This window comes from Capnocytophaga sp. oral taxon 878, from assembly GCF_002999135.1.
GTDB lineage: Bacteria > Bacteroidota > Bacteroidia > Flavobacteriales > Flavobacteriaceae > Capnocytophaga.
In genome coordinates this window covers 1,578,590-1,597,670 of the sequence record NZ_CP027229.1, presented here as the reverse complement: position 1 = coordinate 1,597,670, position 19,081 = coordinate 1,578,590, and the positions used below count along the sequence as shown (strand labels likewise).

The window sequence follows — 19,081 nt, the reverse complement described above, 5'->3', positions numbered from 1 at the left end:
TATAATATAACTCCGCCTTCTTATTTTTTTGATGACTAAATAAAATGGTGTTTGTGCAGCCAAAATAGAACAATATTAGTTTTCTTGTCAATAAGACTTTTAAGCTTTAAATATTTCTTTTCTATATTTGAAGGCTCATAACATCTAATTTTTTGATGTATAATACCTCTTTCATCCATATAAGCATATCCCCCATTCTGAGTACGATTAGCATACCCCATCTTTTTTGAACGAATCATTCTCTCTGTTAATATAGGCCAAAACATTACCTTCCCATTAGCATTGAGATAATTGAGAAGATAGTCCTTACGAACTAATAATGCACTATGACCACTTGAGAACATATAGTTATCCAATACAACAATCTCATTTTTATCATTCACCCATACTCCAACATCATTAGAAAATTTCAATTGGAGCCCATTGAATAACCACTCATTAGGCAGAAGCAGATTGACAAAATCATCGGATGACACATCATCGTCATATGAGAGGGTGTACTGCAAATAAGCAGGTTCCATGATAATTTCATCGAAAATCTTATGTCCTACAGAGAATGGTATTCTTTTGTGGTTCTCAATACTTACAGCATTCTTATAAGCTGTCGACCAATAAAATTCACGAGTAAATACATTGTAAATCTCGTTATTCTCATGAAAGAAACGTCCTTCAATTCCTATATGGTATAAGTTGTCACACACAGTACTCAAGGCCTCCTTATTGACAACATATGCCTGTATGAAAGTCCATAAATCTCTTATAAGAGCTTTATCGTCATCTGGTTCATGCACAAACTTGCTGTATGAAAATAAATTTACCCATTCAATTCCATCTTCATCAGTAATAAGAACATACTCCCTAATTCTTGGCATATTTTTCCACGTCTTCAACCATTTGAGATCATTTTTCGGTACCGATATATCAAAATCAGGAAGTTTATATTTGCTCTGATGATGTAATGACTTACGCCCAGGATATATTGTAGGGTCAATAGTTCTGGCTCTTCGTACAGGATCAGACCATTCATTACTCCAATCTTTATCAGGGTATTTGTCTAACATCCGAGCCATAATGCGATACATGGCTATCCACTGATATTTCTTTCCTATACGTTCAATTTTGCCATGAGACCGATTATGGCTATCGTTGTTCTTATCGAAGTGAACAAAAACATTAGGATCATATCCATACTCTTCAAATATCATATGTATGGCCCAATTCGACAACATCTCTACATTCTCCCCAAAGCCACCAAGATTAGATTGGAATACATATCTTCCAAAATCTCCATAACTTCTTACTCCATACTCTGGAGCCATAGACGATAATATTGAGTGCTGAACCATATATACATCTCGTTCATTTTCTGGAACTGTTTTCCAATCTCTATCATACTTTGCAGTAATTTCATCGTTTGAAGGAATGGGAGGTAAGGTCCCGTCTGTAAAGGGAACTTTTATGTGTCCCTGTTCTATCCTTATATCCAAACCTCTACTAATACCAAACTCTACAATATTACAAGCATAGTCACGCACCAAAATGTGTTCAGGTACATGTTTCTTGACGAAGACGTTACTATATACCCACTGTGCAACTGTACAGCTATTTTTATCATCTTGCATTAGGAGTAACGCTCCATAGACAGCACACCACAAACGTTCTTGAATGTAAGGATCATTAACAAAATAGTATTTCTCTAGTAATGGTAGAAGAAGTTTTTTATGCTGAACTAAAATATTTACAATGGCATGTGTAGCACAATCTCTCAGTTCTCGCCAAGTAGTGGATAGTGTCCATACCAAAGTCTCAAGACATGCCTTAGCTATCTGATTATCTATCGAATTTAGAGTATTTTCCGAAGCTTCGCACCCCCATCGTGCCAAATCCATAAGTTGACTACTTTGATGTGAAGAAGGAGAGGAAATTAAAATAGTCCATATAGCGTCTCGTTGCACCATACTTAAATTCCATAACATATCATACAAAGCAAATCCGTTTGAAGCTACATCTGTTCTGTAAGGGCAAGATAATATAATTTCAAACATCAAACCATATTCTTTTACCTCTATTATTTTAGATATCAATTCATCTCCTTTCACAGTGAAACTATCTCTCCACATTGCACTATCAATAAATGCTTGAAGCGCTTTTTCCTTATCATTTTTCTCAACTAGTTCTATTAGTTCTTTATCTTTAATTGAGGGAACAAGAATTGCTAAAGCTTCAGAAAGATTTCCCAAATTATATTTGAACCATTCCTTCGCTGGAGCATTTGAAATCAGATGTTCTGCGATAAAATAATCGCCTATCCTTTCAAAACCAAAATTTACATATGTGACACCATTATGGATATCCGTTCTTAATAATCCCTCATCTATCAGCAATTCAAAGAATTCATTAGGAGCCTTAGTGTATTGAGCATCCTGAGCCAACCGTTTCATTATAACTTGATATTCAATATTATAACGACTACGAGCTGTAACCATTAACTCTGCTACCGAACGTAGTGCTTTAGTTACAAGATTTTGAGCTTCGTTATACTTAAAACTTATCGCTATTTCATGATTGGTATCATCACAATATTCTAGAATAGTTGTCCAGAAATTTGTAAACACCAGTGGGCGTTGACTTCTTTCATGATTGCGACAATATTTGATTAAGAAAAGAGGATTTGAGAATTCTTCTCCATATACAGGCCAAGTTGGCTGCTCTATACCAAAAGACGAAAACATGTACTCACATGCTTCTCTCTCATGTCCTTTAAATCCATGATGTTGATATACTGCGTATTCAAAATTATGAGCAATATCATAAAACCAATTTTTGCGATCAGATATACGAAAACTTATAACGAGCCGCAGATACTCATATGACTCTATACTTTGCAGAAGGTTCAACAGAAATTTGCTCCATAAGTCATCACCAGCTCCTTCGTTAATAGCATCAATAAATATGACTACCGGTTTCCCTATTCGTTTACCATAATTGTCAAGCTGTCCAAGTAACCTTTCCTTTCTACATTTTACATCCAACAACTCTCGAATTTGGGAGAGCGGATCAGATGACGATGTAAAATGTTGTCCTAAAAGTAATATAGATGGTTCATTAGCACGTTTACGTTGAGTAACCATGTCACCTATAAGATGAGACTTTCCTGCACCGGCAACACCTGTAATTATAATTGTATGATGCTTCCTGAACCCAATCCAACTATTGGAAAGCACTTTCTGTAAGATATATCCATCTTCACGAATAAAATTCCCTTTTGTTAGAATGTCATTTCTATTGTTATTTTGAGAATCGTAGTAGAAATTGTTAAATATAGAGAGGAATCCATTTACTGATTCTCTTAATTCAATATAAGAAGTTGCTGTTCCACTTAAGCTATCTATCTTTTCAGCAAGGAATTTACACTGAGTAGATAAGTCAGAATAATAAGGTTCTTTATCTATACTTTCAATAAATGTCCGAAGTGTATTTTTGAATTTGCTTATATCTTTTTTAAGCAAGGGCTTGAATCTATCAGCAATATGCAATGAAGCTAACGCAAAATCCATATCCTCAAATGGAAAATTTCTTTCTTCTGAGTAACGCTTATCTAGATTTCTAATCTGTTTGGCATTTTGATCCTCAAACCACTTCTGTGTAGGGATAAAGTTAAATTCTTCATCTATCAAACTACATGCCTCAACTATTCTTTGCCACTCTTCAGGTTTCTTTTTATTAGACAGCCAAAGATAGATAAAATAACCAAAAGCAATTAGCACTGCTACCCCAAAACTCAACCATTCAGAGTTTTGAGATAATTCAAGCCATAAGTTTACTTCTGTATCAGCATGTCTAAACTTAAGTACAATTTTAGGTATTTCCGGTATTACTCCTCCTGCAAGAATAAGTTCTGCTGCCATAAATCTATAAAAAACTTTACGTTCAGTTCTTGTCTTTAGAAATGCTATAATTATATTAATCCATTCTTTCCAATTAGCTTTTCGCACCTTTTTTATAACAAGAATGAGCGAAGCTGTTTGTATGATACTCCATAAGAGTAGTAAGAGTAGTAAAGCTAAAAATATATTAAGTATGATTATCATTTTGTTGTTTTATTTGTATTTAAAGTAGTATTCTTTACTCTATGATAGTATGTTTGTTGCTTATAGATTTAGTATTTTTAAATATTACGTCTTAAAAATGGGTTATGTCAGTCTTACTGATATTTTTTTATTTTTAAAATTAAACTTTATAAAAGCAGTTATCTTTGTGACTTGTTACGTTCTAAAATCCGAGAGAGTTTTATCGGTTGTTTCCATTGGTGTTATAAGTTTAAGGCACAAATATACAACAAAAAAACTACCCCAAATTATTTTAGGGCAGTTTTTTTATTACTACATTGCCAAATCAGCAAATCAGCAAATCGACAAATTATCTAATGCTTGCTTTTAAGTACTCACGGTTGAGGCGTGCGATATTTTCAAGCGAAATACCTTTAGGGCATTCTACTTCGCAGGCACCTGTATTGGTACAGTTACCAAAACCTTCGTGTTCCATTTGGTTTACCATATTCAGTACGCGTTCAGTAGCCTCTACACGACCTTGAGGAAGGAGAGCAAATTGCGACACTTTAGCAGCCACAAACAGCATAGCTGAAGAGTTTTTACAAGTAGCCACACAAGCACCACAACCTATACAAGCTGCAGCATCCATAGAGCGGTCAGCATCGCGTTTAGGAATAGGAATAGCGTTAGCATCTTGTGTATTACCCGAAGTATTTACAGAGATATATCCTCCTGCTTGTTGAATACGTTCAAAAGCAGTTCTATCTACCATCAAGTCTTTAATAACAGGGAAAGCAGTAGCGCGCCAAGGTTCGATAGTGATAGTATCACCATCTTTAAACATACGCATATGCAACTGACAAGTAGTTACCCCACGGTCAGGTCCGTGGGCTTCACCGTTGATGAAGAGAGAGCACATACCACAAATACCTTCGCGGCAATCGTGGTCAAAAGCCACAGGTTCTTCACCTTGTTCGATGAGTTGCTCATTGAGTACATCCAACATTTCCAAAAAAGACATATGGTCTGAAATGTTGGTTACTTTATAATCTACCATACGACCTTTCTCTTGCGAGTTTTTTTGTCGCCACACTTTTAGTGTTAGGTTCATTGTTGCCATATCTTTCTATTTATAACTACGTTGTTTTAGTTCAATATCTTTAAATTCAAGCGCTTCCTTATGCATTATCTCCTCACTTGGGTTGTAAGTATTCACCACCTCTTTAGGGTTACCTGTGTACTGCCAAGCGGCTACATAAGCATAGTTTACGTCATCACGAAGAGCTTCCCCATCAGGCGTTTGATACTCTTCACGGAAGTGACCTCCACAAGACTCGTTACGCTCTAAAGCGTCTTTAGCAAATAGCTCACCAAGTTCAAGGAAGTCAGCCACACGTCCTGCTTTTTCAAGCTCTACGTTCATTCCGGTTAGCTCTCCTGGTACTTTTACGTTCTTCCAGAAGTCTTCACGTATTTCACGTATTTCCTTGATAGCCTCTTTCAAGCCCTCAGCATTACGCGCCATACCTACTTTATCCCACATCACTTTACCGAGTTTTTTGTGGAAGTAATCTACAGAGTGCGTACCTTTATTGTTGATGAAGTAAGCCAAACGCTCTTTTACTATGCGCTCAGCTTCGTCAAACTCAGGAGTATCAGTAGGTATTTTACCAGTACGAATATCAGCAGCCAAGTAGTCACCAATAGTATAAGGCAATACAAAGTAACCATCAGCCAAACCTTGCATCAAAGCAGAAGCCCCTAAACGGTTAGCGCCGTGGTCTGAGAAGTTAGCCTCACCGATAGCATAACAACCAGGGATAGTAGTCATCAAGTTGTAATCTACCCAAATACCCCCCATAGTATAGTGGGTTGCAGGATAAATCATCATTGGCGTTTTATATGGGTTTTCAGCTACGATTTTTTCGTACATTTGGAAAAGGTTACCATACTTAGCTTCTACTATCTTCTCACCGCGTTTGATAATTTCCTCTTTAGTAGGATTTTCAACACCGTGTATCTTACATTGTTCTTTACCATAACGCTCAATAGCTGAAGCAAAGTCAAGGTATACTGCCTCACCAGTCTCGTTTACTCCATAACCTGCATCGCAACGCTCTTTAGCGGCACGCGAAGCCACGTCACGAGGCACAAGGTTACCAAACGCAGGATAACGACGCTCTAAGTAGTAATCGCGGTCTTCTTCAGGTATATCAGTAGGTTTCTTGCGTTTTTCACGAATAGCCACTGCATCCTCCATATGCTTAGGTACCCAAATACGTCCATCATTACGTAATGATTCCGACATCAAGGTCAATTTAGACTGATAGTCACCTGAACGAGGAATACAAGTAGGGTGGATTTGAGTGAAGCAAGGGTTAGCAAAGTAAGCACCTTTTTTATGTATCTTCCATGCAGCAGTAGCGTTAGAGCCCATTGCATTGGTTGAAAGGAAGTATACGTTACCATAACCACCCGAAGCGATAACCACCGCGTGAGCCGAGTGACGCTCAATCTCTCCTGTTACCAAGTTACGAGCAATGATACCACGCGCTTTGCCGTCTACTATTACCACATCAAGCATTTCGTGGCGGTTGTACATATCAATCTTACCACGAGCAATTTGGCGGTTCATAGCCGAGTAACAACCAAGTAAAAGCTGTTGCCCTGTTTGTCCTTTAGCATAAAAAGTACGCGATACCAACACCCCACCAAAAGAACGGTTATCAAGTAGCCCGCCGTAGTCACGAGCAAAAGGTACCCCTTGAGCCACACACTGGTCAATGATGTTGCCTGACACTTCAGCAAGACGATATACGTTAGCCTCACGAGCGCGATAGTCACCACCCTTTACAGTATCGTAAAATAAGCGATAGTTTGAGTCACCATCACCCATATAGTTCTTAGCAGCATTAATACCTCCCTGCGCAGCAATTGAGTGCGCACGGCGTGGCGAATCTTGGTAAGCAAAAGCCTTTACATTATAACCCAATTCTGCCAAAGTAGCAGCTGCCGAGCCACCAGCCAAACCAGTACCCACCACAATCACATCAATATTACGTTTGTTAGCAGGGTTTACAAGGTTAATATGGTCTTTATATTTTGTCCATTTGTCCGCTATAGGACCTTCAGGAATTTTAGAATCTAATGTACTCATAAAATTAAGCTGTTAATAAGTGATTAAAATAATGGAAAAGAGCAATGAAAATAAAGCCCCCACAAATAATAAAGGTATACCAATTACCTATTTGGCTAATAACTTTCTTCCTCGCATCATCTTTCCACCCCATCGATTGAAAAGCCGATTGGAAACCATGTAACAAGTGCAATGCTAAAAACACAAAGCACAATACATAAAATCCAACATGGATAGGGTCATGAAACTTCTCAACCAATTCGTGATAATAACGATCAGGGTTCGGAGCCAATTGCTCAATGTACTTGTAATTCATCTCTCCTACCCAAAAATCATAAAGGTGAAGACCCAAAAACAAAAGAATCATCACCCCCGAAATGATCATATTACGCGACATCCAAGTAGAGTTTGCCCCACCATTGTATCTGTAATACGCCTCACCTCCACGAGCCTTCCTATTTTGAAGCTCCAAAACAAATCCCATAATAAAGTGGAACAAAACCCCAATAAGCAATACAGGTTGCAAAGCAAACTGAATCAAAGGGTTAGTCCCCATAAAATGGGACAACTCATTAAAGATGTTCTCACTAATCACCGAGGTAATATTCACCGCAAAGTGAATAATTAAGAAGAGAACGAGGAAAAGTGCTGAGAGTGCCATCATCACTTTCCGTGCAACAGATGTTTTAAATAATCCTGCCATTCGTTTTATAGTTTTTATATAATGTAATACGTTAAAATTTTCGGTACAAAAGTACATAGTTTTTCAAAACTGTGCAATAAAATATCATAAAAACTTCTTAATTTATATTTGATTTAAAGAAGAAAAAACTCAGATACTTAACAGTCAGTACATTCCCCCCACACCCCTTATCCACATCCCAAAAACTCTTATCTATGTCCAAATAATTAATAAACTTCCACCTATCCATTATTCAAAAAATACCAATATAAAAGCCATCCAATGTGCCAACCAAACAAAGTACAACCACTCCTCACAACCAAACACACCCCAAATACCAGCCCAACCACCTTCCAACTATTCCCTATAATGAACGAACGAATAACGAAGGATAAACGAACTATAAACGAAGGATAGCACCCACCCCAACAATAATTAACCTTATTTTTGGCAGACTAATCTCTTGTTTTTTAGTTTCGGCAAAAAAGAAAAATTTTCTGCTGAAGCCATCTCGCTTCTAAGTCCGATCAATATCGGATAATAAGTATACAATCACCAAATCCCAAATTTCTACCAAAAAATATAAAAAAATAGTACTTTTTTCTATTTTTCGCCCGAAAAACAGAAAAAGCATCTTCCTTCTATCACCACTTTTCATCCTATTTTAACCACCAAACAGCCACCCCCAATCCTACCACCCACACATCCCCCAATTACAATTTTTCAAATTATTATTTGTTAATTGTTAATTGTTTCGTACCTTTGCCCCCTCAAAAAAATATAAAACACAATGGTCTTACCAATAATAGCCTATGGCAACCCAGTACTCAGAGAAGTAGCAAAGGATATCACTCCAGATTATCCACAACTCAAAGCACTGATAGCCAATATGTACGACACTATGAACTACGCCAACGGCGTAGGGCTAGCAGCCCCACAAATAGGGTTGCCTATACGCCTCTTCGTAGTCGATACCGCACCCTTTGCCGATGATGATGACCTTACCGAAGACGAGCGTAACTTCTTGAAAAACTTCAAGAAAACTTTCATCAACGCCAAAATAACCGAAGAAACAGGCAAAAACTGGAACTTTAATGAAGGATGCCTCAGCATACCAGGAATACGCGAAGATGTAAGCCGCCCAGAACAAATCACCATCACCTTTCTCGATGAAGATTTCAATCCACAAACCCTTACCCTCAACGGATTGGCAGCCCGCGTAGTACAACACGAGTATGACCATATCGAAGGAATCCTATTTACCGATAAGCTATCCACATTCAAAAAGCAAATCATCAAAAACAAGCTTATCAGTATCAGCAAAGGAAAAGTAAAAGTAGATTACCGAATGAAATTCTATCAAAAATAACTTAATTAAAAATAAAATGAATTTAACGAAAATACTAGCCATATCAGGCAAGCCAGGTTTATACCATCTCGAAACTCAAACACGTTCAGGATTCTTAGCTACATCTTTAGCCGATGACAAACGCATATCAGTAGGCATACGCAATAACGTAAGCCTATTATCCGAAATCGCTATCTACACCGATACCGAAGAAATACCTTTATCAGTAGTATTTGAAAATATGAAGAAATTAGAAGAAGGTAAGGAAGCACGCATATCACCCAAATCCGACGGAGCTACTCTTGAAGAATATTTTGCACAAGTACTCCCCGCTTATGACCGTGATCGCGTTTACGCAAGTGATATTAAAAAAGTAATACAATGGTATAACCTTCTGCTTAAAAAAGGTTTTTTAGAAGAAGAAACAACAACAACAGAAACAACTCCTGCTGAAGTATAAAATCAGTTTTTGTAGAAGTTAAAAAAAATAAAAGCTGCCTTAATTAGGCAGCTTTTATTATTCACTTTTTTCAGTATTATCAATAAGAACTTGACCGCGGTAGTATAATTTACCTTCATGCCAGTGAGCACGATGATATAAGTGATTCTCACCTGTTACAGGGTCTTTAGCAATTTGAGGAACTACTGCTACGTCGTGAGTTCTTCTCTTATCTCTTCTTGTTTTTGATTGTCTTCGTTTAGGATGTGCCATTACTCAATTCTTTTTATTTATCAGTTATTAAATTCTTTAAATTATCCCATCGTGGGTCTATAGTTTCAGCAGGACTATACACTGTTTCTTTAGGTGTAAGAGCCTCTAATCTGTCCAATACTTCAGAGTGCATAGTACCATTTAATACATCAGGATGTACTCGCTTAGCAGGAATACTTAGTACTATTAGTTCATATATGTACTGAGCCACATTCATCTGGTGTTCCCCATGAGGCAATATTAGCAGTTCATCTTCGTCATCATTATATTCTTCGCCAAAATTCACTACCAAAAAAAGCTCTCCAGTTACTTCCAAGTCAAAAGGCTCAGCTGAAACATCACAAATTACATTTACCGTACCCTTATTACGAAAGTGCAACTCCATAAGGGTGCTCTTTTTGTTAAGTTCTACTGTAACTGTTTGATGTATATCATTTACTTCATCAAAACTGAACAGCTCTAAAAAATGCTTATCAATTTGATAATCAAATTGATGTGTCCCTTGTTTTAATCCTGCAAACGAAATCTCGTAGTCCTTTAATTTTCTCATTTTAGTAAGGTTCGTTACCTAACTTTCAGTTTCAGGGCGCAAAAGTACAAAACTTTTCTCAATTAACAATGAATATTGAATATTTTTTTAAATAAATCCTTCAGCTTCCTTGTCAGCTACCAATCTGAAACCTTCTCCGTGTATGTTTAAGATTTCTACTTTGTCATCTTTTTTAAGTAGTTTTCTTAGTTTAGCAATATACACATCCATACTGCGTGAAGTAAAGTAATTATCATCTTTCCAGATTTTAGAAAGAGCCAACTCGCGTGACATAAAGTCGTCAGTATGCAAGGCTAATAAACGCAATAACTCATTTTCTTTAGGTGAAAGTTTTACAGGTTCTTCATTAGCGTATTTTAAAATGCGCAATTTAGTGTTCAAGAAAAATTTACCTATTTCAAATTCAAACTTATTGCTGTCTACTATTGTCTCAATGTTTTTGCGTTGTAACATCGAGCGTATTTTCATTAATAAGATTTCTGAATCAAAAGGTTTGTTCAAGTAGTCATCACCACCCGATCTATATCCTTTTATTACATCTTCGCGCATAGTGCGCGCAGTTAAGAAAATGATTGGAATTTTTTCATTCTTCTCACGTATTTCCTTTGCCAATGTAAATCCGTCTTTATAAGGCATCATTACATCAAGAATACACATATCGTAAGGCTCTTTTTTGAATCGTTCAAATCCTTCCATACCATTCTTGGCTAAGGTTACATCAAAGCCACTCATAACCAAGTAATCTTTCAGTACAGTCCCAAAGTTAGGATCATCTTCCACAAGCAATATACGCTTGTTTTCTGAGGGTGCTTTACCACCGTAATAGTTTCCGTTCATATTTCATTAATGTTTAAAAGTTAAATGTATAAGCTGTGTTATTAGTTCCTTTTTTAAATTATAGGTAGTTTGATAAAAAAAGTAGTGCCTTTATCTTTATCACTTTGTACTGTTATGGTTCCTTGGTGATACTCCACAATACTTTTTACGTAAGCAAGTCCTAAACCGTGTCCTTTTACATTATGCAAGTCACCAGTATGTTCACGGTAAAACTTGTCAAAAATATGACGTACAGCCTGTTTATTCATACCTTGCCCTCTGTCTTTCACACGTATCAGTATCCTATTTTTTATATTCTCAGTATAAATATCTATTTCAGGCGAATTAGGTGAATATTTAATAGCATTTTCAATTACATTCACAAAAACATTAGTTAAATGTGATTCATTAGCTGATATATCACTATTACTTGCTAAAAAATGCTGCCTAATGATCCCATTACGTTCATTTAGTATAGGTTGCAAATGCATAATAGCAGTAATAATCACTTCATGTACATCTAAAGGATCACGTTCCAACTGTAAATTATCTTTTTCTAAGCGTGAAATTTGTAAAATATTCTCTACTTGCGATAACATTCGCTTATTCTCCTGCTTTAATATTTGTACGTAATGTAACACTTTGTTAGGATCTTCTCTTGCAGCAGGAGATTTTAAGCTGTCTAGCACCAAGTTCATTGTCGCAATAGGTGTTTTGAACTCATGCGTCATATTATTTATGAAATCCGTTTTAATCTCAGAAATCCGCCGTTGCGTAAGTAATTGGTGAATAGTAAAAATGAATACCCCAATAATTGTCAGTACAAAAATAGTTGATAAGGTTGCTATTTCAATGATTGACGATAGTACAAACCGTTCTCTTTGTGGGAAAACTACCGTCAGTTCATAAAGTGAATCACTAGGACTATTACTGCCGAATAGTAATGTACTATACTCCTTAGTTTCATTAGGCTCAAAGTATTTACTATGTACTTTTGAAAGTACGCCCTTATTGTACACGGCAAACTCAAAAGGCAAATTCAGTCCCCTTTCCTTTAGCAATTTTGTTATCAATCCCCGTAATTGTTCATTGCTTACGCGCTCACTAATTGTCTGCTGGCTAATAATACTTTTGAACAACTCCTCAATCATTACCCGCTCTATTTCTGGTAGTTCACTTAGTTTTTTATAAGCTACAGATTCTGATTCTGAAACATCAAGATCATTACCATTCAGCACCTTTTGAACACTTTTTTGCAGAATATAATTCTTTAAAGTAATACTATCTTCAGTATTGCCAATACCGAACTGATCAGTCAACTGTTGGCTAGCAGGAATTATATAATCTTCCTCCAAGATTCCGTGTTTATAGATAAAAGTTTCCTTATTATTTTTGTTTTCTTGCACATAGATAAATTCTCGCAAGTGGTTCTCTTTCAAGCTTATTGCATGATCACTCTCACGTAAGCTGATAAACTTAGCCACATACTTATCCACTTCATCTTGTTCAATTTGTTTAGCTACACTATTGAGTATCTGCTGAATAGAGTAAGTAAAAGCCTCCTCCTTATCATCTATTGCCGACTTGATCCAATAGCCTTGAATAATGATAATACCAATCAGCGAAAGACTCGTAAGAGCAATCACGAGTATGTATAACTTCTTGTTCACACGGCAAAGTTACAACAAAAAAATTAAAAAAACACAATGTTTCTTAAATTTTTTTTTCAACTAAATAATTAACAAAGGGGGAGTAAACACAAAAATAAGGCTAAAAACTCCAAAAATTCAATTCTATTGCAAACAGAAAAATTTTCTGTTGGAGCTATCTTGGAGCTACCTTATAGGAATCTTGGAGCTTAGTTGGAGGATAAACATACTGTTGTCAAACTCCGATTTTCTGTCAAACAATATAAAAAAGTGATTTTTTTCTATTTTTATCTTGAAAAATAGAAAAACCACAAATTTGTAAATTATACTAATCCTAACCAAATTTATTCATTTATACAACGCTTTTAATTACCTGATAGTATTGTTAACTATTTTCTTAAAACCTAAATAAAATAAAAAAAGCTGAAAGAATTATAAAAATCCTTTCAGCATTAATTATTTTGTTGTTTCTTATTTAAATATTTTCAGCAGTCCAATGCGATATAAAAGCAGGTTTTACACCACCTACTTTCTGAGCATAATGATAAGTTTCTACCAAAGTATGAGCTTCGTTTAAATACCTACCTTTACTTTTAAAACCTTGCATTTGGTCACCCATAAAAGTCTCTGATAAAAAGTTAATAGCATACTCCTTAATTACCCACTCTCTATGAGCGCGCTCATTCATCATATCTAATGCCCATTGGCTGTATTTCACATTATTTACATGTGAATTCATATCAAGGTCACTTACCCTTACAGGAAATTCATTTACCTGATACATATCTTCGGGTAGTGTGATACGTTGGGTTTTGAAATTGAGTCCTCCTTCAGTACGCGGGAAGAAAATCTCTTGCTGTTCACTCAGTTCAATAGGTTTTCTACTTTGTATATCTATTGTAATCCAAGTACTAGTACATTCACCTATCTTTTTATCCTTCCAATAAAGTTCAAATTCACGAAAGGCATAGACCCCTTGCACAGGTAACGACCATGTTTTTATTGTGATTTGCTCATTCCATTGAGGCCAGTAATCCATTTTGAGGTGCTGTTGAATTAAAGCCCAAAAAAAGCCTTTTTTCACTAATTGTTTATACCCGAAACCTAAGTAAGAGGCGTGCTCAGCTGCTATATCTTGTAGCATACCTAATACCCCATATAACCCAAGTTGGTTATTAAGATTCACTTGTGTACTGCGTACTTTATAAGTTTCTGTAAAGATTGTTTTATTCATTGTGTTCATCTAAATAAGCTTTTCGTACTTTTTTAAAGAGTTCAGACGAATATACAAAATCAGTAACCGCCTCATTATCGGTGTGGAAAATAGTGTTTTTAGAACCTTCCCACTCTTTATAACCATTTTTTAAGAAGACTATCTTAGCCCCAATCTCCATTACTGAGTTCATATCGTGAGTGTTGATAACAGTAGTAATGTTAAATTCTTCCGTTATCTCCTGAATGAGATTATCAATAACAATAGAAGTTTTAGGGTCAAGTCCCGAGTTGGGTTCATCGCAAAAAAGGTAATTAGGCTGGTTTACAATGGCGCGTGCTATAGCTACTCGTTTTTGCATTCCTCCTGATATTTCTGAAGGCAGCTTATTTTCTGCATTTATGAGGTTTACGCGGCTTAATACAGTATTCGCACGTTCACGGATTTCATCGGCTGATTTTTGCGAGAACATTTTTAAAGGAAACATCACATTTTCCAACACTGTCATAGAATCGAATAAGGCACTTCCTTGGAATACCATTCCCATTTTTTGGCGGAGGGCTACTTGTTCTTTGCGTTTCATATCGGCATATTTTACCCCATCGTAGATGATATCGCCTGAGTCGGGGGTGAAGAGTCCTAAGAGTGATTTGAGAAATACTGTTTTTCCTGAACCACTTTGCCCAATGATAAGATTTGTTTTGCCTTTTTCAAATACGGTAGAAATGCCTTTCAATACCTCAGTACCATTAAAAGATTTATGTAAATTTTCTACTTGTATCATAGTTCAGCCGAGGCTACCACTGCCTCTTTATTTATCTTTTTCACCAAACCTTGCAACACCTTACCAGGGCCTACTTCTACAAATTCGGTAGCACCATCGGCTATCATTTGTTGTACGCTTTGTGTCCATTTCACAGGGGCAGTAAGTTGCTTGATAAGGTTGGTTTTGATAGCGTTTTCATCGTTTACGGCTGTAGTGGTTACATTTTGATATACAGGGCATAATGGTTTGTGGAATGCTGTTTGTTCAATTGCTGCAGCTAATTCTTCTTCAGCAGGTTTCATCAATACAGAATGGAAAGCCCCACTCACAGATAAGATAAGTGCTTTCTTAGCGCCTGCTTCTTTCATTTTTTCGCAAGCCGCTTCTACTGCTTTGAGTTCACCTGAAATCACTAACTGACCTGGACAATTATAGTTGGCAGGAGTTACAATTCCGCTGACAGCTGCACAAAGTTCTTCCACTTTAGCATCCTCCAAACCTAACACGGCAGCCATTGTACCAGGTTGTAATTCGCAAGCCTTTTGCATAGCAGCAGCACGTTTAGCTACTAATTGCAACCCATCGGCAAATGAAAGAACACCATTAGCAACTAAAGCCGAGAATTCACCTAAAGAATGTCCTGCTACCATTTGTGGAGTAAAGTCTTTACCTAATACTTTGCTTAGTATTACAGAGTGTAGGAAGATAGCTGGTTGAGTTACTTTGGTTTGTTTTAGGTCTTCATCAGTACCACTGAACATAATATCAGTAATGCTAAAGCCTAAAATGCCATTAGCTTCTTCAAAAAGAGATTTGGCTTCAGCCGATTTTTCGTATAAGTCAAGACCCATACCTACAAACTGGGCACCTTGGCCAGGGAAGATGTATGCTTTCATTTATTTCTATTTTTTTATTGTTAGAAGTACAAAATTATAAATTTATTCTGAAATAGCAATGATTTGTGCTAAAATATCAAAAGCTACTTCTTGTTTATTCTTTAACGGGAAGGCTATTTGCTTAGCAGGAGTGATAAAAGTTATCTTATTGGTATCAGTGCCAAATCCTGCTCCGGCATCACGTAATGAGTTTAGTACAATAGCATCTAAGTTCTTTCTGTTAAGTTTGTTTTGTGCGTTTTCTATCTCATTTTCGGTTTCTAAAGCAAAACCAATAAGGGTTTGGGTAGTTTTTATTTTGCCTAAAGAAGCTAATATATCAACAGTAGGAACTAAAGTTATATGTAGCTGGTCACCTTTCTTTTTAATTTTTTCAGGGGCTACTACTTCGGGAGTAAAATCGGCTACGGCAGCAGCTAAAATAGCAATGTTACAAGTAGAAAACTGTGCAATGGTAGCTTCATACATCTGCTGTGCACTTACTACTTTGTGAAGGTGGATATGAGGATTGATATTTTTTTCAGAAGAAGGTCCCAATACCAAGTGCACCTCTGCACCTTGAGTTATGGCCTCGTTGGCAAGAGCAATTCCCATTTTTCCTGATGAGAAGTTACCTATAAAGCGTACAGGATCAATAGCCTCATAAGTAGGGCCAGCAGTAATAAGTATTTTTTTACCTTTTAAAGGAAGATTAGGGGTGAGGGTATTCTCTAGAAAAGTTACGATATCTTCAGGTTCAGCCATACGTCCTTGTCCTATGAGTCCGCTTGCCAATTCACCATAGGCTGCAGGGATTATATGATTACCAAAGGATTGTAATTGTTTTAAATTCTCGGTAACAGTAGGATGAGCATACATATCCAAATCCATAGCAGGAGCTACAAATACAGGTGCTTTGGCTGAAAAGTAAGTAGCAAGCAATAAATTATCACAAATGCCGTGTGCCATTTTGGCTATGGTATTAGCAGTAGCGGGTGCTATTAGCATTACATCAGCCCATAAGGCTAGCTCTACGTGACTATGCCAATCATTTTCAACAGAGGTAAAGGCAGAAAACACTGTATTTTTAGATACTGTGCTTAGGGTAAGAGGGGTAACAAACTCTTTAGCATTTTCAGTAAGAATAACCTTTACTGTGTGTCCGTTTTTGGTTAGTAACCGTACTAATTGAGGGGTTTTGTAGGCTGCAATACCTGCCGTAATACCAAGAACAATATTCATAATTAAATAATATATAAAAAGGCTTTAAACGGCAAGCTAGTGCTTACAGCTTAAAGCCAAATAACATTCAAATTTATGTGTTAAATTAAAAACTACTCAGTTTCGCGAAAATATACTTTCCCTTCCAACCATTCTTTTACAGCAATAGCCTGAGGTTTAGGTAAGCGCTCGTAAAAGCGAGACACCTCTATCTGCTCTTTGTTTTCAAATATCTCTTCTAAGGTATCATTATTAGTAGCAAAAGCCTCTAATTTTTCAACAAGTTCCTTCTTAATTTCAGCATTAATTTGGTTAGCTCTTTTAGCAATGATAGAGATAGCCTCATAGATATTGCCTGTAGGAGCTTCTATAGCCGATTTGTTGTAAGTAACAGTGGTTGTGGGAGCGTCGATTCGTTTAAAATCCATAATGAATACTTATTTTTGTGATGTTGTAATACTTTTCAGTGCGTTATTAACTTTGCCAAGCATATAGTCGGCGTTTTTTCTATACTTAGTTTCGGGGAAAGCTATTAGTAAGTTATCATAAGCTTCTTTAGCGGTTTTTAAGCGCTCTTCTTGTTTGCTTTCAATACTATTAATAGCCCACTCATAGGCTGAGTGCAAGCGTGTGTAAAGAGCTTCCTCTCTAAATATACTACCGGGGTTATTAGATAAAAAATTATCGAGAGTTTTCATAGCAGCCTGATAGTCGCGAATAAGGTCGTACTGTTTGGCTATTTCAAACTCTTTTTTCTCTAATTGGGTTACCAGTTCCAATATCATTTCATTAGCCTCTTTGGCATAATCTGAATTGGGATATCTATCTATAAAGTACTGTAATTTTTCCAGTGCTTGGTTTGTATAGGTTTGGTCTACACTGTAAACAGGTACTTGGAGGTAGTAGCACTTAGCCTCCAAAAAAGCCGATTCCATAGCTTTATCACTACGGGGGTAGAGGCGTTGTAGGCGTTCAAACTGGTAAGAAGCCAATCCGTATTGTCCTGTTTGATAATAAGCATCGCCAAAGAGAAAAAACAAGCGTTCACCCTGTGGGCGACCTGCATATTCACTTTGTATATTATCAAAAAGGCGAATGGCTTTTTTGTATTTTTTGTTTTTGTATTGCTTTTCAGCTTCGGCGTATTTGACGCTGCTATCGGTTGATTTTAAAGCCTTTTGGTACTCTCCACACGAAGTGAAAAGCACCGCTAAGCAACCGATAATGATAAGTTTTTTCATTAACATTCGGCAAAAGTAAATAGTTTTTTTGAAATAACAAAATTATGTAAGCATTCCGCCATCGACATTTAGCACTTGGCCAGTGATGTAAGCCGACATATCGGAGGCTAAAAACACACAAGCATTGGCTACATCTTCGGGTTGCCCACCGCGTTTTAAAGGAATAGCATCACGCCAGCCTTGTATTACTTTTTCATCAAGAACAGCGGTCATTTCTGTTTCAATAAAACCAGGAGCAATTGCATTACAACGTATGTTACGAGAGCCTAATTCCAGTGCTATTGATTTGGTAAAACCAATAATACCAGCCTTGGAGGCAGCGTAGTTAGATTGTCCTGCATTTCCTTTAACACCTACTACACTACTCATATTAATAATAGAGCCTTTGCGCTGTTTTAGCATTACACGTTGTACAGCTTTGGTCATATTGAATACTGATTTGAGATTCACTTCGATTACTTTATCAAAGTCTTCTTCGGTGATGCGCATCAGTAGGTTATCTTTTGTGATACCAGCATTGTTTACCAATATATCGATACTGCCAAACTCGGCTGCTACAGCATCAGCAAACTCTTGTGATTGGGTAAAGCTTGAAGCATCACTTTGGTAGCCTTTTACTTTGACCCCTAAAGAGCTTAGTTGCTCTTCTAAACGTTTAGCAGCCTCAACTGATGAGCTATATGAAAAGGCAATATTAGCCCCTTGAGCTGCAAATACTTCGGCTATACCACGCCCTATACCACGACTGGCACCTGTGATAATAGCTGTTTTTCCTTCTAATAATTTCATATATAATTACTAATTATTAATTGTTTAATTA

Annotated in this window: 17 protein-coding genes; 2 read left to right on the top strand and 15 right to left on the bottom strand. The window is 36.7% G+C overall.

From position 1 onward, the window contains the following. Positions 1-35: 35 nt before the first annotated feature. From C4H12_RS07245 to C4H12_RS07225, 4 genes are all read right to left on the bottom strand, one after another. Entirely contained in the window at positions 36-3,908 is a 3,873-nt protein-coding gene (locus tag C4H12_RS07245; protein WP_129588215.1) for an ATP-binding protein, read from the bottom strand. Positions 3,909-4,419: 511 nt separating this feature from the next. Further along, complete coding sequence (locus tag C4H12_RS07235) at positions 4,420-5,172, bottom strand: succinate dehydrogenase/fumarate reductase iron-sulfur subunit (protein WP_009388732.1); 753 nt, start codon at positions 5,170-5,172, stop codon at positions 4,420-4,422. A gap of 6 nt (positions 5,173-5,178) precedes the next feature. After that, complete coding sequence (locus tag C4H12_RS07230; RefSeq protein ID WP_106098315.1) at positions 5,179-7,209, bottom strand: fumarate reductase/succinate dehydrogenase flavoprotein subunit; 2,031 nt, start codon at positions 7,207-7,209, stop codon at positions 5,179-5,181. A 4-nt stretch (positions 7,210-7,213) separates the two neighbouring features. After that, complete coding sequence (locus C4H12_RS07225; protein WP_106099447.1) at positions 7,214-7,891, bottom strand: succinate dehydrogenase cytochrome b subunit; 678 nt, start codon at positions 7,889-7,891, stop codon at positions 7,214-7,216. 769 nt (positions 7,892-8,660) lie between these two features. Between C4H12_RS07225 and def the strand changes: the two genes are divergently transcribed. Together def and C4H12_RS07215 are read left to right on the top strand one after the other, a co-directional pair. Continuing rightward, a complete protein-coding gene (gene def, locus C4H12_RS07220; RefSeq protein ID WP_106098314.1) occupies positions 8,661-9,239 on the top strand; it encodes a peptide deformylase in 579 nt (192 codons plus the stop codon). A gap of 16 nt (positions 9,240-9,255) precedes the next feature. Continuing rightward, complete coding sequence (locus C4H12_RS07215) at positions 9,256-9,678, top strand: DUF5606 domain-containing protein (RefSeq protein ID WP_106098313.1); 423 nt, start codon at positions 9,256-9,258, stop codon at positions 9,676-9,678. A gap of 57 nt (positions 9,679-9,735) precedes the next feature. Here the strand turns inward: C4H12_RS07215 and rpmF are convergent, their stop codons facing one another. The 11 genes from rpmF to fabG form a co-directional block, all read right to left on the bottom strand. Further along, positions 9,736-9,930 (bottom strand): 50S ribosomal protein L32, encoded by a 195-nt coding sequence (rpmF, locus tag C4H12_RS07210; RefSeq protein ID WP_106098312.1) that lies wholly within the window; start codon positions 9,928-9,930, stop codon positions 9,736-9,738. Positions 9,931-9,943: 13 nt separating this feature from the next. Beyond that, positions 9,944-10,480: a DUF177 domain-containing protein gene (locus C4H12_RS07205; protein ID WP_106098311.1), complete on the bottom strand. Its 537-nt coding sequence runs from the start codon at positions 10,478-10,480 to the stop codon at positions 9,944-9,946. Positions 10,481-10,567: 87 nt separating this feature from the next. Then, positions 10,568-11,317, bottom strand: a complete 750-nt coding sequence (locus tag C4H12_RS07200; RefSeq protein ID WP_106098310.1) for a response regulator transcription factor — start codon at positions 11,315-11,317, stop codon at positions 10,568-10,570. Between the two features lie 53 nt (positions 11,318-11,370). After that, positions 11,371-12,966 carry a sensor histidine kinase KdpD gene (locus C4H12_RS07195; RefSeq protein WP_106098309.1) on the bottom strand — a complete coding sequence of 532 codons (1,596 nt, stop codon included), beginning with the start codon at positions 12,964-12,966 and terminating at the stop codon, positions 11,371-11,373. A gap of 454 nt (positions 12,967-13,420) precedes the next feature. After that, positions 13,421-14,179: an acyl-[acyl-carrier-protein] thioesterase gene (locus C4H12_RS07190; protein WP_106098308.1), complete on the bottom strand. Its 759-nt coding sequence runs from the start codon at positions 14,177-14,179 to the stop codon at positions 13,421-13,423. After that, positions 14,172-14,942, bottom strand: a complete 771-nt coding sequence (locus tag C4H12_RS07185) for an ABC transporter ATP-binding protein (RefSeq protein WP_106098307.1) — start codon at positions 14,940-14,942, stop codon at positions 14,172-14,174. Before C4H12_RS07185 ends, C4H12_RS07190 begins: the two co-directional genes overlap by 8 nt. Then, positions 14,939-15,820, bottom strand: coding sequence for an ACP S-malonyltransferase (gene fabD / locus C4H12_RS07180; RefSeq protein ID WP_106098306.1), 882 nt, complete (start codon positions 15,818-15,820; stop codon positions 14,939-14,941). The genes C4H12_RS07185 and fabD overlap by 4 nt, the downstream gene beginning before the upstream one ends. 42 nt (positions 15,821-15,862) lie before the next feature. Further along, the gene (gene coaBC / locus C4H12_RS07175) at positions 15,863-17,041 is read right to left on the bottom strand and encodes a bifunctional phosphopantothenoylcysteine decarboxylase/phosphopantothenate--cysteine ligase CoaBC (RefSeq protein ID WP_106098305.1); all 1,179 of its coding nucleotides are present in this window, start codon (positions 17,039-17,041) and stop codon (positions 15,863-15,865) included. Between the two features lie 92 nt (positions 17,042-17,133). Continuing rightward, positions 17,134-17,448 carry a DNA-directed RNA polymerase subunit omega gene (locus C4H12_RS07170; RefSeq protein WP_106098304.1) on the bottom strand — a complete coding sequence of 105 codons (315 nt, stop codon included), beginning with the start codon at positions 17,446-17,448 and terminating at the stop codon, positions 17,134-17,136. 9 nt (positions 17,449-17,457) lie between these two features. Continuing rightward, positions 17,458-18,267 carry an outer membrane protein assembly factor BamD gene (locus C4H12_RS07165; RefSeq protein WP_106098303.1) on the bottom strand — a complete coding sequence of 270 codons (810 nt, stop codon included), beginning with the start codon at positions 18,265-18,267 and terminating at the stop codon, positions 17,458-17,460. Positions 18,268-18,303: 36 nt separating this feature from the next. After that, the gene (gene fabG, locus C4H12_RS07160; RefSeq protein ID WP_106098302.1) at positions 18,304-19,050 is read right to left on the bottom strand and encodes a 3-oxoacyl-[acyl-carrier-protein] reductase; all 747 of its coding nucleotides are present in this window, start codon (positions 19,048-19,050) and stop codon (positions 18,304-18,306) included. Positions 19,051-19,081: the final 31 nt, after the last annotated feature.